Here is a 14,706-nt window from a genome sequence, read left to right on the forward strand (position 1 = left end):
ACAAGATGCATCGCAGGGGGTGCCGTGATGAGCGACGACGACAAGACCAGGGAACGCCAGCAGCAGGCCAGCGCGGTCGAGATGCAGGCGTCGGGCCACGGCGCCTTGACCCAGGAGGAACTGGACGAACTGGTCGCCTCGTCGGACACGGGCGCGCGCACTCCGCCGGGTTTCGTGGGCAAGCTGATCCTGGGGGTGGCCCTGTGCTGGTCGCTGTTCCAGCTGTGGATCGCCTCGCCGCTGCCCTTCATGCTGAACTTTGCCATCATCAGCGCCACGGATGCCCGCGCGGTCCATCTGGCCTTCGCGCTGTTTCTGGCTTTCATGGCCTATCCTGCTGAAAAGTCGCCTTTCCAGCTGGCTCTTGGTGTGTCGGTTCCGGTGATCCTGTCGGGGCTGTTCATCTATGGCGCGCCCGCCGCGATGCCGCTGTGGTGGCTGGCACTGGCCGGGGCGGGCGTCGTTGCGGCCGTGCTGCTGGGCAGCCCCAAGACCCGCGTTCCGCCATGGGAATGGCTGCTGGCGCTGGCCGGCGTGGTCGTCACCATGTACGTCTTTATCAACAGCGACGCGCTTGGCCGCCGGGTTGGCGCGCCGATCACCACGGACCTGATCGTGGCGGTCGTGGGCATCCTGCTGCTGCTGGAGGCCACGCGCCGCAGCCTTGGGCCGGCCCTGATGATCGTGGCCACGGTGTTCCTGGCCTATACCTTCCTGGGCCCCTACATGCCGTCGATCATCGCGCATCGCGGCAATTCGCTGGCCGAGGTCGCCAACCACCAGTGGGTCACGACCGAAGGCGTGTTCGGCATCGCCCTTGGCGTGTCGACCAGCTTCGTGTTCCTGTTCGTGCTGTTCGGCGCGCTGTTGGACAAGGCGGGCGCGGGCAACTATTTCATCCAGGTCGCCTTTTCGCTGATGGGCCACCTGCGCGGCGGGCCTGCCAAGGCCGCCGTCGTCAGCAGCGCCATGACCGGCCTGATCTCGGGCTCGTCCATCGCCAACGTGGTCACCACGGGCACCTTCACCATCCCGCTGATGAAGAAAGTGGGCTTTTCCAGCGAAAAGGCCGGGGCGGTCGAAACCGCGTCGTCGGTCAACGGCCAGATCATGCCGCCCGTCATGGGCGCCGCAGCCTTCTTGATGGTCGAATATGTGGGCATTCCCTACTTCGACGTCGTCAAGCACGCCTTCCTGCCCGCCACGATCAGCTATATCGCACTGGTCTATATCGTGCATCTGGAGGCCATGAAGGCCGGGATGCAGGGCCTGCCACGTGCCTATACGCCGCCGCCGCTGCTGCGCCGGCTGATGTTCGCGGCCTTCCTGATCGCGGGCATCTGCGCGCTGTCGCTGGCGGTCTATTATCTGATGGGCTGGATCCGGCCCGCATTCGGTGCGGCCGCCCCCTACGTGGTCTTTGCCGTCTTGACTGCGGCCTATGTCGGCCTGCTGTGGGTCGCCTCGCGCGAGGAGCCGCTGCAGATCGACGATCCCAACGCGCCGGTGACGGAACTGCCGCTGCCGGGGCCGACGGTCCGGTCGGGTCTGCACTTCATCCTGCCGGTGGTCGTGCTGGTCTGGGCCCTGATGGTCGACCGCCTGTCGCCGGGCCTGTCGGCCTTCTGGGCCACCGCCTACATGATCTTCATCCTGCTGACGCAGCGGCCGCTGATGGTGCTGCTGCGCGGGTCCGACCGCACCGGAAACGCCCGCACCGGGCGCGCATTGCGGGCCGGGTTCGACGATCTGGTGGACGGGCTGATCTCGGGCGCACGCAACATGATCGGCATCGGCATCGCCACGGCGACCGCGGGCATCATCGTGGGTGCGGTTAGCCAGACCGGCGTCGGATCGGCCCTGGCCGAAGTGGTCGAGGTCCTGTCGGGCGGCCATCTGCTGGCCATCCTTTGCCTGACCGCGGTCCTGTCACTGATCCTGGGGATGGGTCTGCCCACGACGGCAAACTATATCGTCGTCTCGGCGCTGCTGGCGCCGGTCATCGTGACGCTTGGGCAGCAGAACGGGCTGATCGTACCGCTGATCGCGGTGCACCTGTTCGTGTTCTACTTCGGCATCATGGCCGACGTGACCCCGCCCGTGGGCCTTGCATCCTTTGCCGCGGCGGCCGTGTCGGGGGGCGATCCGATCAAGACCGGGGTCGTCGCCTTCGGCTACAGCATGCGCACGGCGGTCCTGCCGTTCCTGTTTATCTTCAACACCGATCTGCTGCTGATCGACGTGGGCTGGGGGCAGGGGATCTTCGTCTTCATCACGGCGACCATCGCGATGCTGCTGTTCGCGGCCGCGACCCAGGGCTGGTTCCTGGTCCGCAGCAAGCTGTGGGAGACGGTCTTGCTGCTGGTGATCGCCTTTACCATCTTCCGACCCGGCTTCTTCTGGGGCTACGTCTTCCCGCCGTTCGAGGAGCGTTCGGGCGCGGAACTGGTCCAGGCGCTGGAGGACAGCGAGGTCGGCGACGGCCTGCGCCTGCGCATCGCCGGGCTGAACGACATCGGCAACCCCGTTGAGTTCACGGCCCTGCTGCCCGTCCCCGAAGGCGCCACCGGAGAGGAACGGCTGGAGGCCGCGGGCATTACCCTGATCCAGGACGGTGATCGCACGCTGATCGATAACGTGGCGTTCGACAGCCCGGCGCAGGCGGCGGGGCTGGACTGGGATCAGACCGTGCTTGCCGTGAACGCCCCGGCGGCGGCGCCGTCGCGGTACTGGATCTATATCCCGGCCTTCCTGTTGATGGGGCTGGTGATCTGGTCGCAGCGTCGGCGCGAGACGCGCCCCCAGCTCGTGAAAGGACCGCGCCATGCATGACGTCGTGCTGTTGCCGATCGACCTTCAGCATCCAGAAAGCTGGGAAAAGGCCCTGCCGGCCGCGATGCGGCTGGCGGGGGACCGGGGCGTAATCCACCTGCTGGGGATCGTGCATGATTTCGGCAGCTCGATGGTGGCGACCTTCCTGCCCAAGGGGTACGAACAGAAGGCCCTGCAGAAGATGAAGGGCGCACTGGACGATTTCGCCAGCCAGCATTTCCCCGACCAGTCGCGCGTGCAGGTGCATGTCGGCCACGGGCATGTGGCCGAGACGATCCTCAAGGCCGCGGCCCGGCACAAGGCGGACCTGATCGTGATGGCCAGCGACAAGCCGGACGAGCTGCGCAGCATCCTGGTCAGCCGCGATGCCAACGCGGTCGTGCGCCATTCGCCGGTCTCGGTCATGGTGGTGCGCTAGGACATGCAGACCGACCTTCAGATCGCGCGCGCCGCGACCAAGCGGCCGATCAACGACATCGCCGCCCGTCTTGGCCTGACGCCGGATCAGATCCTGCCCTATGGTCATGACAAGGCCAAGATCACGCATGACGCGCTGGCCGGTCTGACCGGCCCCGAAGGCCGCCTGATCCTGGTCACCGCAATCAACCCGACCCCTGCGGGAGAGGGCAAGACCACCACGACCGTGGGCTTGGGCGATGCGCTGAACCGGATCGGCCACCGTGCCACCATCTGCATCCGCGAGGCCAGCCTGGGCCCGAACTTCGGCATGAAGGGCGGGGCGGCCGGGGGCGGGCGCGCGCAGATCGTGCCGATGGAGGAGATGAACCTTCACTTCACCGGCGATTTCCATGCCATCACCTCGGCCCACAATCTGCTGGCCGCGATGATCGACAACCACATCCACTGGGGCAATGCGCTTGACTTGGACACGCGGCGCATCACCTGGCGGCGGGTCATGGACATGAACGACCGCGCGTTGCGTGATGTGGTCGTGGGGCTGGGCGGTCCGGCGAACGGGTTTTCGCGCCAGACCGGTTTCGACATCACCGTCGCGTCCGAGGTGATGGCGATCCTGTGCCTGTCGCGTGATCTGGCCGATCTGCAGGATCGGCTTGGCCGGATCGTCGTGGGCTATACCCGCGACCGCCAACCCGTCACCGCGCGCGATCTGCAGGCGGACGGCGCGATGACCGTTCTGCTGAAGGACGCGTTGCAGCCGAACCTGGTCCAGACGCTGGAGAACAACCCGGCGCTGGTTCATGGCGGCCCCTTCGCCAATATCGCCCATGGCTGCAACAGCGTCATCGCGACCCGCGCCGCCCTGCGCATGTCCGATTACGTGGTGACCGAGGCGGGCTTCGGCGCCGATCTGGGGGCCGAGAAGTTCCTGAACATCAAGTGCCGCCTTGCGGGGCTTGCGCCGGCGGCCGTCGTGCTGGTGGCCACGGTGCGGGCGCTGAAGATGAACGGCGGCGTGGCCAAGGCCGATCTGGCGGCGGAAGACGTCGCGGCGGTCACCGCGGGCTGCGCCAATCTGGGCCGGCACATCGAGAACATCCGCAGCTTTGGCCTGCCGGTCGTCGTGGCGTTGAACCATTTCGATGGCGACACCCCGGCCGAGATCGCGGCCCTGCAGGACTACTGCGCCGAACAGGGGGTGCAGGCCATCCTGGCGCGGCACTGGGCCATGGGTGGCGCCGGTGCCGAGGATCTGGCCCGCGCGGTCGTCGCCCTGGCGGAACAGCCTGCGGCATTCGCGCCGCTTTACCCCGACGCGATGCCGCTGTGGGACAAGATCCAGACGGTCTGCACCCATATCCACCGCGCCGCGCGGGTCGAACCCGGTCCCGGCGTCCTGGATCAACTGGCCGCCTGGCAGGCGGCGGGCCATGGGCATATGCCGGTCTGCATCGCCAAGACGCAGTACAGCTTTTCGACGGATCCGGACCTGCGCGGCGCGCCCACCGGGCATGTCATACCGGTGCGAGAGGTGCGGCTGAACGCGGGCGCGGGCTTTGTCGTGGCGATCTGCGGGCAGATCATGACCATGCCGGGCCTGCCGCGCCATCCCGCAGCCGAGGTCATCCGGCTGGACGATCTGGGACAGGTCGAGGGGTTGTTCTGACCCGATCAGGCGGCGGCCACTTCCTTGGCTTCCGGTTCGAACAGGCGGGACAGCAGGGTCAGGCGATCCAGGCTGTCCAGCATCCGGGGCAGGGGCGCATCCTGCGTCAGCGCCTCTACGCACAGGCGGCGGGTCATGGCGCGGACCGCGGGGCTGGCCGGGCCGTCCGCGTGATGCTGCGCCATGCGCGCGCAGTCGGTGAAGGCCGCGACATCACCGGCCAGCGCGGCGCGGTCCCACAGCCGCATCACGGCATCCGGCAGGGGGGTCGCGATCGCGACGATGCGCCCGGTCAGCCATGCAGCCTCGGGTCCGTCCAGGCCGGATGGGCAGTCACCGTGACGCGTCAGGCCAAGCCATGCGCGCAGATGCCGGGCCGCGACCGCGTCGCGAAAGCAGATGCGCCCCAATCGGGTCAGGTCATCGGTCACCGCCTGGCGCGCGGGGCACAGGCGGGCGAACCAGTTCTCTCCGGTCGCGCGGGTCAGGCTGGTTGCCGCGTGCAGGGCCTGCGCCTTGGGGATGTCCATCGCGGCGATCCGGTCGGCCAGCTGGCGGGCGGTGGTCTGGACGGGATGGGGCTGCAGCCAGACGGGCGCGGGACCGCGCCAGCGTTTCCACGCCGCCATGTGCAGCGCCATCGCCACATGGACCGTCGGCTGGACCGCATCCGCGAATGTCTGGTCCGCGGTGGCAAAACCCAGCCTGACGGGAAATGATCCGTCGGGCCGCTGGACCTGGATCAGGTCGGACAGCATGTCCGCCACCGGGTGGTCGTCGTCCAGCAGCCGCAGGCAGAACGCGATCCGGGCAACCGACCCCGTGCATCCCGCGCCCTGCGCCCAGGTTGCCAGCATTCTCAGGTGGTCGAAGATCAGCGTATAGGCGCGCGGGTGGGACAGGCGGGGACGCCGCGCGCCATGATGATAAAGCTGCATCAGCAGCTGCGCCACCTGTGCCACGTGATCGGGTGTGATCAAGGTCGGGGGCGTCGTCACCACGGCCTCGGCCTGTGCCAGCAGGACGGGGTCGTCGGACAGCGCCAACCTGTGCGGCAGGGGCAGGGCGGGGTCGTCGGCCAGCGCCTCGCAGGCCAGCTGCCACAGGGGGTCGGTCTGTGCGACCAGACCGCCCGCCAGCGTCAGGCGGACCAGCGCATCGTCCCGCGCGCCGTCAAGAACGCGCATGGCGCCTTGACGTACCAGATCTGGCGTCAGGCGACGCAGCACGATCACCTCGATCGGCGAGATGCGCCCGCGCAGGCCCGAAAGCACCGGTGCGATCTGTCCCACCAGCGCCAGCGCGCCGATGTCGGGATGATCCAGCGGGCAGGGATCGGGCAGGGCCATGATACGCTGGCGCAGCCATTCAAGGCCGCGGTTGGACAGCAGCCGCATCAATTGGTCCCATGATCCGTCCATCTGCGCCCTCGTCCGTTTCGCGGTTGATCATGCGACAAGGACGCGCGGGTTCAAGAACCGGATGCAGACAATTCGCGCCATTGGCGGCATGATGCCGGGAATTGCGTCGGACGCGCGCGCAGGATAAAGCGGCGGCATGACAAACCGCCCCCAGCTTCCACCCGAAATCGCCCGCCGCCGGACCTTTGCGATCATCTCGCATCCCGATGCCGGCAAGACAACGCTGACAGAGAAGTTCCTGCTGTACGGTGGCGCCATCCAGATGGCCGGGCAGGTTCGCGCAAAGGGCGAGGCGCGGCGCACGCGATCAGATTTCATGAAGATGGAGCAGGATCGCGGCATCTCGGTGTCCGCGTCGGCGATGTCGTTCGATTTTGACGGACATCGCTTCAACCTGGTGGATACGCCGGGCCACAGCGACTTTTCCGAAGATACCTATCGCACGCTGACCGCGGTGGATGCGGCGATCATGGTCATCGACGGGGCCAAGGGTGTCGAATCGCAAACCCGCAAGCTGTTCGAGGTCTGCCGCCTGCGCGACCTGCCGATCCTGACCTTCTGCAACAAGATGGACCGCGAATCCCGCGACACGTTCGAGATCATCGACGAGATCCAGGAGAACCTGGCCATCGACGTTGCACCGGCATCCTGGCCGATCGGCGTGGGGCGAGAGTTCATCGGCTGCTATGACATGCTGGGCGACCGGCTGGAGCTGATGGACCGGGCCGACCGCAACAAGGTGGCGCAGTCGATCTCGATGAAGGGGCTGGACGATCCGCGGCTGGCCGATCACGTTCCCGCCGACCTGTTGGCCAAGCTGCGCGAGGAGGTCGAGATGGCCCGCGAGCTGCTGCCGACCTTCGACCAGCGGTCGTTCCTGGAGGGGCACATGACGCCCATCTGGTTCGGCAGCGCGATCAACAGCTTTGGCGTGCAGGAGTTGATGCAGGGCATCAGCACCTATGGCCCGCCGCCGCAGCCCCAGAACAGTGCCGAGCGTGAGATTTCCCCGGATGAGAGCACGGTGACGGGCTTCGTGTTCAAGGTTCAGGCCAACATGGACCCCAAGCACCGCGACCGCGTGGCTTTTGTTCGGCTGGCATCGGGACATTTCGAACGTGGCATGAAGATGGTCCACGTCCGCACGAAGAAACCGATGGCGGTGTCGAACCCGGTTCTGTTCCTGGCCGCCGACCGCGAACTGGCCGAGGAGGCCTGGGCCGGCGACATCATCGGCATTCCGAACCATGGCCAGCTGCGCATCGGCGACGCCCTGACCGAGGGAGAGACGTTGCGGTTCACGGGCATCCCGTCCTTTGCGCCCGAACTGTTGCAGACCGTGCGCGCGACCGACCCGATGAAGGCCAAGCACCTGGAAAAGGCGCTGATGCAGTTCGCCGAGGAGGGGGCCGCCAAGGTCTTCAAGCCCGCGATCGGGTCGGGCTTCATCGTGGGCGTCGTGGGCGCGCTGCAGTTCGAGGTGCTGGCCAGCCGGATCGAGCTGGAATACGGCATCCCGGTGCGGTTCGAGGGCAGCCAGTTTACCAGCGCCCGTTGGGTCAGTGGCGCCAAGTCGGTGGTCGATGCCTTTGCCGAAACGAACAAGGCGCATCTGGCCCATGACCATGACGGGGATCTGGTCTATCTGACCCGCCTACAATGGGACATCGACCGGATCGGTCGCGATCACCCGGACCTGAGGCTGACCGCGACCAAGGAGATGATGGTCTAGCGCCGCGTCTCCTGACCGAAGGCCATGCCGTCCAATTCCTGCCCGGTCTCGTCGACCGGGTGGCACCAGACGGTGAAGTCCAACAACTGATGCGGGCCAAAGCTGGCCAGCATCGCCACATCGGCGGCATCGCGACCCCGTGCGACGACGACGCGGCCAAGGCGGCGTTCGTTGTTGCGCGGGTCGAACGTCCACCAGCGGCCAGATAGGTAAACCTCGATCCAGGCGGCAAAATCCATCGGCGCGTCGACCTTGGGCACGCCGATATCGCCGACATAGCCGTTCACATAGCGGGCCGGGATGTTCAGCGCTCGCAGATAGGCCAGTGCCAAGTGCGCGAAATCGCGGCAGACGGCCATGCCGCCCTTGCTGGCATCATGGGCAGTGCGAAAGACCGACGCCGTGCCATAGTCGAATGTCAGCACCTTGTGACCGTGGTCCAGCACCGCCTGGACACGGCCCCAGCCCGGTTGCAGATGACCGAACAGGTCCCAGGCCTGCTGGGACAGGACGTCGCTTTCGACATAGCGGGACGCCATCAGGTAGATCAGCGCATCGTCGGGCAGATCCTCGACCCGCGTTTCCTGGGCCGTGAAATCGACATCGTCCCACATTTCGTCGTCATTCAGGGTCACATCGCCACGAAGGACAAATTCGCCCGCAGGGGCAACCATGCGGCGGCAGATGTTTCCGAACAGGTCGCGGTACTCATGCACGTCGACATGAGGAACGGTCGTGACCTGTTCGGGGGCTGTGAAATCGTCGTGCCGTGCCGCCTCGGGGGCGACAAGGCAGATGAGGGGGGTCGGCTGCTCGACCTTGATACGGAACTCGTGACCGACCCGGACGCGCATCAGGAAACCGACGCGTCCATCGTGATTTCGGCATTCAGCAGCTTGCTGATCGGGCAGCCTTCCTTGGCCTTTTCGGCGACTTCGAGGATCTTCGCCTGATCTGCATCAGCGGTGATGGTCGTGGTCAGATGGGCCTTCTTGACGGCGAAACCGTCGCCTTCCTTGTCCATCGAGATGTCGGACTTGGTCTTGATCAACACGCCCGAGATGCCTTCCTGCTCCAGCATCATCGCCAGCGCCATAGAGAAGCACGACGCATGCGCGGCGCCGATCAGTTCCTCGGGGTTGGTGCCGGGCTTGTCCTCGAAGCGGGTGTTGAAGCCGTAGGGCTGCGCCGACAGCGCGCCCGATTTGGTCGAAACCTGGCCCTTGCCCTCTTTCAGGCCGCCAGTCCATTCAGCCGATCCGGTGCGGGTAATCATGTGATCCATCCTTTTCTTGGTCAGTGTTGCCCGCCCAACGCGGCAACACCATCCAAGGTTCAGGACTGTGGCTGAATCAGGCGTTGATGTTCCGCAATCGCATAGCGGTCGGTCATCCCTGCGACGTAATCCAGCACAAGACGCGCGCGTTCGGTCGGATCGTTCAGGCGCATGGCCGCATCGCGCCACTGGTCGGGCAGGCGGTCGGGATGATCCAGGTACAGCGGAAACAGGTCGTTCAGCATCTGCGTGACATGGGTGCGTTCGACGACGACCGAGGGCGCGCGATACATGCGCTGGAACAGGAAGGACTTGATCGCCTTGATGTTCTGGTACAGCGGCTTGGAAAAGCGGATGATCGCCCCGTCCATCGCGCGGATGTCGTCCGCCGATCGCGGCTGCAGCCCGGCAAGCCGGTTCTGGGCAACGGCGATCACATCCTCGACCATGACGCCGAAGACGCGGCGCAGCGCCTCGTAGCGGCGCCGCGTGGGGTCCAGGCCGGGATACAGGCGGTCGACCTCGGCAAAGGCCGGGCCGATCACGGGCAGTTCCGCCAGATCGTCCTCGGTGAACAGGCCCGCGCGCAGCCCGTCATGCAGGTCGTGGTGATTGTAGGCCACGTCGTCGGCCACCGCCGCCACCTGTGCCTCGGCGCTGGCATTGGTGTGCAGCTCCAGGTCCCAAAGCGCATTCACCTCGGCCAGGGCATAGGGCAGCGGCCCGGTCACCGGGCCGTTGTGCTTGGCGATGCCTTCCAGGCTTTCCCAGGTCAGGTTCAGCCCGTCGAAATCGGCATAGTGGCGTTCCAGCTTGGTGACGATGCGCAGCGCCTGCGCATTGTGGTCGAACCCGCCATAGGGCGCCATCAGCGCGGATAGCGCGTCCTCTCCGGTATGACCGAAGGGCGGGTGGCCCAGGTCATGGGCCAGGGCCACGGTCTCGGCCAGGTCGGTGTTCAGATTCAGCGCCCCGGCGATGGTGCGCGCGACCTGCGCGACCTCGATCGTGTGGGTCAGGCGGGTGCGGAAATAATCGCCGCGATAACCTTCGCCATCATGTTCGACAAAGACCTGGGTCTTGTGTTTCAGCCGACGGAAAGCGCTGGAATGGATGATGCGGTCGCGGTCGCGTTGCCAGGGTGACCGGAAGGTGGACAGGCTTTCGTCCTGCAATCGCCCGCGGCTGTCTTGCGGATGGCAGGCATAGGGCGCGAGTGCGGTCACGGGGTCAGCCTTCCTTGCGGGTTCACCCGGCGGACCCTATATTTGATGCGACCAGACGAAAACGGGAACGCCCCATGAACCTGCCGCCCAAAGTGACCGACCGCGCCTTTGACCGCCTGTCCCAGATCAATGCGGGCAAGGACCCGGTACCGCTGCGCATTGCGGTGCTGGGCGGGGGATGTTCCGGGTTCCAGTACGACATCCGCCTGGACGCGTCCGAGACCGACGATCTGATCCTGGAGAAATCGGGACAGAAGGTCGTCGTCGATCCGGTGTCGCTGCCCTATCTGGCGGGGGCGGTCATCGATTTCACCGACGAGCTGATCGGCGCGCGCTTCGTGATCGAGAACCCGAACGCCACGGCAAGCTGCGGCTGCGGGACCAGCTTTTCAATCTAGTCGCAGGGGATGCTGCGCGGGTCCAGCCGCTGTTCCACATAACGGAACTGCGTTCCCGAGGGCAGCGTCTTGACGACGCGCGTGCTGTCCCATCCGGCGTTCTGACAAATGACACGGTTCTGCCGGTCGGTGATCCGCAGGCCGTCACCGTCCTTCGACAGCGTGATCGCCTGCCCCTCGCGCCGCGTCCCATCGATGAAGAAGGGCAGGGGCTGCGGCAGCGCGATGGCAGGCGCGCCGAACAAGTCGGGCAGACCCTGCCAGTCCTGCGCGGGCCCGCTGGCCACCGTCAGGCGGTGATCTCCCGGGGGCACCAGCAGCCGCAGAACCGCGCCGCCGCGCAGATAGCCGCTGATGACGGGCGCGCCTTGGTCATCCGTCAGGATGATCGTATGATCCATGTCGGCCGGGGCGCGGACCTGCAGGGGTATCGTCGCGGGCAGGGGGCTGGCCTTTTCCAGCAGCCCGGTGACCGGGCGCGCGGCGGCCGCCACGGGCAGGAACATCAGCAGGATCAGCAGTCGGATCATCGCGGCCCCTTTCCGGTTCGTGTTGCCAAACGCGCAGGCGGCGCTAAAGATGCCGCCCATGAAAATCGCAAGCTTTAACATCAATGGCGTCAAGGCCCGCGTGCAGGCCCTGACCGACTGGCTGGCCTCGACCGATGCCGATCTGGTCGTGCTGCAGGAAATCAAGTCCGTGGACGAGGGGTTCCCGCGCGAGCATTTCCAGGACCTGGGATGGCAGGTCGAAACCCACGGCCAGAAAGGCTTCAACGGCGTGGCGATCCTGTCGCGGCTGCCGTTGGAGGACGTGACCCGCGGCCTGCCCGGCGACGATGCCGATGAGCAGGCCCGCTATATCGAGGCGACCGTGGTCGGCACCCATGCGGTACGCATCGCCGGGCTGTACCTGCCCAACGGCAACCCCGCACCGGGGCCGAAATACGACTACAAGCTGGCATGGATGGAACGCCTGCGCCAGCGCGCGGCGGAATTGCTGGCGTCGGAGTTGCCGGTGGTGATGCTGGGCGACTACAACATCATTCCCGAACCGCGCGACGCCGCCCATCCCGACCGCTGGACCGAGGATGCGCTGTTCCTGCCGCAAAGCCGGGCGGCGTTCCGCGCCATCGTGAACCAGGGCTGGACCGATGCGATGCGCATCCGCGACCCTTGGGCCACGCGCGGGCCGTTCACCTTCTGGGACTATCAGGGCAGCGCGTGGGAGCGGGACAACGGCATCCGCATCGACCATCTGCTGCTGTCGCCCCAAGCGGCCGACCTGATGATCGAGACGGGCGTCGACCGCGATGCGCGGGCCGGTGAAAAGCCAAGCGACCACGTCCCGGTCTGGGTGCGCCTGGCCGCCTGACGGCAGGCGGCGCCCGGCGGCGGGTCAGATCACCAGAACGCCGGAATGCTTGGCCTTGTGTTCCGGTTCGACATGGATGGTGATCTGGGCGTCGGGCAGCTTGGCCTTCAGGCTGGCCTCGACCCGGTCGCAGATGTCATGGGCGTCGGACACGGTGGTCTGGCCGTCCACGACCAGGTGAAAGTCGATGAAGGTGACGGCGCCCGCATGACGCGTGCGCAGGTCATGCGCCTCCAGCGCGCCGCTGGCCTTGTCCGAGATGATGTCGCGGATGGTCACCAGCGTCTTTTCGGGCACGGCCTCGTCCAGCAGGCCGGACACGGACGACGCCATGACCTTCCATCCCGACCACAGGATGTTCACCCCCACCAGCATCGCCAGCGCCGGGTCCAGGATCGACCAGCCGGTCGCCACCGCCAGCCCCACGCCCAGCAGGACGCCCCCCGACGACACCACGTCCGTCAGCAGGTGCTTGCCGTCCGCGACCAGCGCCGGAGAGCGCAGCCGCCGCCCCTGACGGATCAGGATGCTGCACCAGATCGCGTTCAGCACGCCCGCGCTGGCGTTGATTGCCATGCCCATGCCGACGGCCTGGATTTCGCGCGGGTTCTGGAAGGCGTGCCACGCCTCGCGCAGGATCAGCAGGGCGGCCACGATGATCAGCACCCCTTCCAGCACGGCGCTGAGGAATTCGGCCTTGTGATGGCCATAGGGATGCGACTGATCCGCCGGTCGTTGTGCCACCGAGATCGCGACCAGCGCCGCGACCGCGGTCGCCACGTTCACGATGCTTTCCAGCGCGTCAGACAGCAGCGCCACCGACCCGGTCAGGTACCAGGCCAGGGTCTTCAGCCCAAGCACGATCAAGCCGACAAAGATGCTGCCGACGGCGATTTTCAGGCTGCTGGACATCAGATCGTCCCCTTGGCCATGGACGGGATGGGTATGAGGCGCAGCATGTCGCAGATGCTTTGTGAAATCTCAAGCCACGGTTGCAGCCATTTGTGCACAATAGGCGTTCGGGTGCCGGATAGACACGCATTGCATTTGTTGATTGACCCGTCACTCAATATAAAGCATCCTTAGAGTATCAAAGAAACATGCGGCCACTTGGCTGCGATCATGCGCGTACAGCGGGCCACATGCCCGGCTGCACTGTGGCGCTGATCGTTCATCTGTCTAAGGAGGATTGCGCCCATGACGCCAATCATCACCGTCGCCTATCTCAGTGTGCTGGCCTGCGCGCTGTTCGTCCTGATCCGCTGGCCCCGCCTGCGGCTGCAGGGCGAAGAGCCCGTCGGCCTGTTCACCCTGATCGCCCTGCTGTTCACCGCCGGACTGGACATGGGCCTGGTCATGCTGCCCCTGGCGGAATTCCCGATCTATGAGGAGGACCCCGCCTTCGGGTTCACCAACGCGCTGGCCGTGGAATTCGGCATGTGGGGGCCGCTGGTCTGGCTGATGTATTTCGTGGCCACCTTCTATTTCATCGCGCTGGAGCCGCGCCTGCAGCTGTTCCAGATCCCGGCGGTCAAGTGGGTCTACAACCTGACGGTCATCGCCACCTGCTCGTTCACCTGCTATCTGTTCATGTCGAACCTGCCGACCTATGCCCCGGACCTGCCGCAGGGCGCGGTCTGGGCGCTGGTCGTGGTGGTGATCGCCACCGCCGTCCTGTCCAGTGGCAACATGGCGGTGATGAAGTGGCTGGCCATCATCTCCAGCTATGGGTTCGGCATGCTGGCCTTCACCGCACTGGCGATGATCGCCTTCGTCTACAGCCGCGTGGGTCTGGGCGATTTCTTCGACAGCGTCGGCCTGCTGGGCGGGTACTTCGCGCATCTGCCGCGCTTTGCCACGCCCATTTCGGATTACCATGAATTCTATCTGTTCTGGTGGTTCGCGTGGTCGATCATGATCGGCCAGTTCGTCGCGCGCTTCGTCGGTGGGCTGAGGGTCTGGCAGCTGGCACTGGCGATGGTGGCCCTGCCGGCGATCCCCCTGGGGCTGTGGTTCAGCGTGCTGTTCGTCTATCACCAGGGCGGGATCGTGATCCCCGGCTGGCTGAACTGGTTCATGATCGCTGTCGGTGTGGTCTTCGTCGTGAACTCTCTGGACAGCCTGATCCGGCTGTATTCGACGAACCTGAACTGGTCGCGTGAGACGTTGGGGGACCGGCGCTATTATCCGCTGCATTTCCTGCTGCAGCTGGGGCTGGTCGGCGCCTATGTCTTCACCCCGTTCGAGATCCAGTGGGTCGGCCTGATCGTCGCGGCGCTGTACGGGGTGATCTATGTGCTGCTGGCGCGGCACACGGGCAAGCTGGGCGGCATCGGCCGCCCCGCCGCGGGATAGGGGGCG

The 14,706-nt window shown here is 66.0% G+C and carries 13 protein-coding genes; 7 read left to right on the forward strand and 6 right to left on the reverse strand.

Going from position 1 to position 14,706, the window contains the following annotated elements; translation table 11 throughout:
- The first annotated feature begins 27 nt into the window (after nucleotides 1-27).
- The 3 genes from GBO37_RS03430 to GBO37_RS03440 are packed head-to-tail and all read left to right on the forward strand — an operon-like array spanning nucleotide 28 to nucleotide 4,918.
- Nucleotides 28-2,832, forward strand: a complete 2,805-nt coding sequence (locus GBO37_RS03430) for a TRAP transporter permease (protein ID WP_252927248.1) — start codon at nucleotides 28-30, stop codon at nucleotides 2,830-2,832.
- Nucleotides 2,825-3,250: a universal stress protein gene (locus GBO37_RS03435; RefSeq protein WP_045981702.1), complete on the forward strand. Its 426-nt coding sequence runs from the start codon at nucleotides 2,825-2,827 to the stop codon at nucleotides 3,248-3,250. The genes GBO37_RS03430 and GBO37_RS03435 overlap by 8 nt, the downstream gene beginning before the upstream one ends.
- 3 nt (nucleotides 3,251-3,253) lie before the next feature.
- Nucleotides 3,254-4,918 (forward strand): formate--tetrahydrofolate ligase, encoded by a 1,665-nt coding sequence (locus GBO37_RS03440; RefSeq protein WP_252927250.1) that lies wholly within the window; start codon nucleotides 3,254-3,256, stop codon nucleotides 4,916-4,918.
- A gap of 5 nt (nucleotides 4,919-4,923) precedes the next feature.
- On the opposite strand, the gene GBO37_RS03445 is transcribed toward GBO37_RS03440, so the two are convergent.
- Nucleotides 4,924-6,315 carry a hypothetical protein gene (locus tag GBO37_RS03445; protein WP_252927252.1) on the reverse strand — a complete coding sequence of 464 codons (1,392 nt, stop codon included), beginning with the start codon at nucleotides 6,313-6,315 and terminating at the stop codon, nucleotides 4,924-4,926.
- A gap of 160 nt (nucleotides 6,316-6,475) precedes the next feature.
- On the opposite strand from GBO37_RS03445, the gene GBO37_RS03450 reads away from it, so the two are divergent.
- Nucleotides 6,476-8,071 carry a peptide chain release factor 3 gene (locus GBO37_RS03450; protein WP_252927253.1) on the forward strand — a complete coding sequence of 532 codons (1,596 nt, stop codon included), beginning with the start codon at nucleotides 6,476-6,478 and terminating at the stop codon, nucleotides 8,069-8,071.
- On the opposite strand, the gene GBO37_RS03455 is transcribed toward GBO37_RS03450, so the two are convergent.
- From GBO37_RS03455 to GBO37_RS03465, 3 genes are read right to left on the reverse strand one after another with little or no spacing between them, the layout of a single operon-like run.
- Nucleotides 8,068-8,925: a transglutaminase family protein gene (locus GBO37_RS03455; protein ID WP_252927255.1), complete on the reverse strand. Its 858-nt coding sequence runs from the start codon at nucleotides 8,923-8,925 to the stop codon at nucleotides 8,068-8,070. The two genes, GBO37_RS03450 and GBO37_RS03455, sit on opposite strands and share 4 nt — an antisense overlap.
- Nucleotides 8,925-9,347, reverse strand: coding sequence for an OsmC family protein (locus tag GBO37_RS03460; RefSeq protein WP_252927257.1), 423 nt, complete (start codon nucleotides 9,345-9,347; stop codon nucleotides 8,925-8,927). Before GBO37_RS03460 ends, GBO37_RS03455 begins: the two co-directional genes overlap by 1 nt.
- Before the next feature lie 59 nt (nucleotides 9,348-9,406).
- Nucleotides 9,407-10,573 carry a deoxyguanosinetriphosphate triphosphohydrolase gene (locus tag GBO37_RS03465; RefSeq protein WP_045981708.1) on the reverse strand — a complete coding sequence of 389 codons (1,167 nt, stop codon included), beginning with the start codon at nucleotides 10,571-10,573 and terminating at the stop codon, nucleotides 9,407-9,409.
- A 74-nt stretch (nucleotides 10,574-10,647) separates the two neighbouring features.
- Between GBO37_RS03465 and GBO37_RS03470 the strand changes: the two genes are divergently transcribed.
- Nucleotides 10,648-10,971 carry an iron-sulfur cluster assembly accessory protein gene (locus GBO37_RS03470; protein ID WP_252927258.1) on the forward strand — a complete coding sequence of 108 codons (324 nt, stop codon included), beginning with the start codon at nucleotides 10,648-10,650 and terminating at the stop codon, nucleotides 10,969-10,971.
- Here GBO37_RS03470 and GBO37_RS03475 read toward each other — a convergent pair.
- Complete coding sequence (locus tag GBO37_RS03475) at nucleotides 10,968-11,501, reverse strand: hypothetical protein (RefSeq protein ID WP_252927261.1); 534 nt, start codon at nucleotides 11,499-11,501, stop codon at nucleotides 10,968-10,970. The two genes, GBO37_RS03470 and GBO37_RS03475, sit on opposite strands and share 4 nt — an antisense overlap.
- 58 nt (nucleotides 11,502-11,559) lie before the next feature.
- On the opposite strand from GBO37_RS03475, the gene xth reads away from it, so the two are divergent.
- A complete protein-coding gene (xth, locus tag GBO37_RS03480) occupies nucleotides 11,560-12,345 on the forward strand; it encodes an exodeoxyribonuclease III (RefSeq protein ID WP_252927263.1) in 786 nt (261 codons plus the stop codon).
- 24 nt (nucleotides 12,346-12,369) lie between these two features.
- Here the strand turns inward: xth and GBO37_RS03485 are convergent, their stop codons facing one another.
- Complete coding sequence (locus tag GBO37_RS03485; protein ID WP_045981711.1) at nucleotides 12,370-13,257, reverse strand: cation diffusion facilitator family transporter; 888 nt, start codon at nucleotides 13,255-13,257, stop codon at nucleotides 12,370-12,372.
- A gap of 285 nt (nucleotides 13,258-13,542) precedes the next feature.
- Between GBO37_RS03485 and GBO37_RS03490 the strand changes: the two genes are divergently transcribed.
- Nucleotides 13,543-14,700: a BCCT family transporter gene (locus GBO37_RS03490; protein WP_252927265.1), complete on the forward strand. Its 1,158-nt coding sequence runs from the start codon at nucleotides 13,543-13,545 to the stop codon at nucleotides 14,698-14,700.
- Nucleotides 14,701-14,706 lie beyond the last annotated feature (6 nt).

Source organism: Paracoccus sp. 08 (genome assembly GCF_024105395.1).
Classification (GTDB): Bacteria; Pseudomonadota; Alphaproteobacteria; order Rhodobacterales; family Rhodobacteraceae; genus Paracoccus; species Paracoccus marcusii.

Excerpts from the sequence above, each read along its gene's own strand:
- GBO37_RS03460 (WP_252927257.1), bottom strand. The coding sequence starts at position 9,347 with ATGATTACCCGCACCGGATCGGCTGAATGGACTGGCGGCCTGAAAGAG.
- xth (WP_252927263.1), top strand. The coding sequence starts at position 11,560 with ATGAAAATCGCAAGCTTTAACATCAATGGCGTCAAGGCCCGCGTGCAG.
- GBO37_RS03450 (WP_252927253.1), top strand. The coding sequence starts at position 6,476 with ATGACAAACCGCCCCCAGCTTCCACCCGAAATCGCCCGCCGCCGGACC.
- GBO37_RS03470 (WP_252927258.1), top strand. The coding sequence starts at position 10,648 with ATGAACCTGCCGCCCAAAGTGACCGACCGCGCCTTTGACCGCCTGTCC.
- GBO37_RS03485 (WP_045981711.1), bottom strand. The coding sequence starts at position 13,257 with ATGTCCAGCAGCCTGAAAATCGCCGTCGGCAGCATCTTTGTCGGCTTG.
- GBO37_RS03445 (WP_252927252.1), bottom strand. The coding sequence starts at position 6,315 with ATGCGGCTGCTGTCCAACCGCGGCCTTGAATGGCTGCGCCAGCGTATC.
- GBO37_RS03455 (WP_252927255.1), bottom strand. The coding sequence starts at position 8,925 with ATGCGCGTCCGGGTCGGTCACGAGTTCCGTATCAAGGTCGAGCAGCCG.
- GBO37_RS03490 (WP_252927265.1), top strand. The coding sequence starts at position 13,543 with ATGACGCCAATCATCACCGTCGCCTATCTCAGTGTGCTGGCCTGCGCG.
- GBO37_RS03430 (WP_252927248.1), top strand. The coding sequence starts at position 28 with ATGAGCGACGACGACAAGACCAGGGAACGCCAGCAGCAGGCCAGCGCG.
- GBO37_RS03475 (WP_252927261.1), bottom strand. The coding sequence starts at position 11,501 with ATGATCCGACTGCTGATCCTGCTGATGTTCCTGCCCGTGGCGGCCGCC.
- GBO37_RS03435 (WP_045981702.1), top strand. The coding sequence starts at position 2,825 with ATGCATGACGTCGTGCTGTTGCCGATCGACCTTCAGCATCCAGAAAGC.
- GBO37_RS03440 (WP_252927250.1), top strand. The coding sequence starts at position 3,254 with ATGCAGACCGACCTTCAGATCGCGCGCGCCGCGACCAAGCGGCCGATC.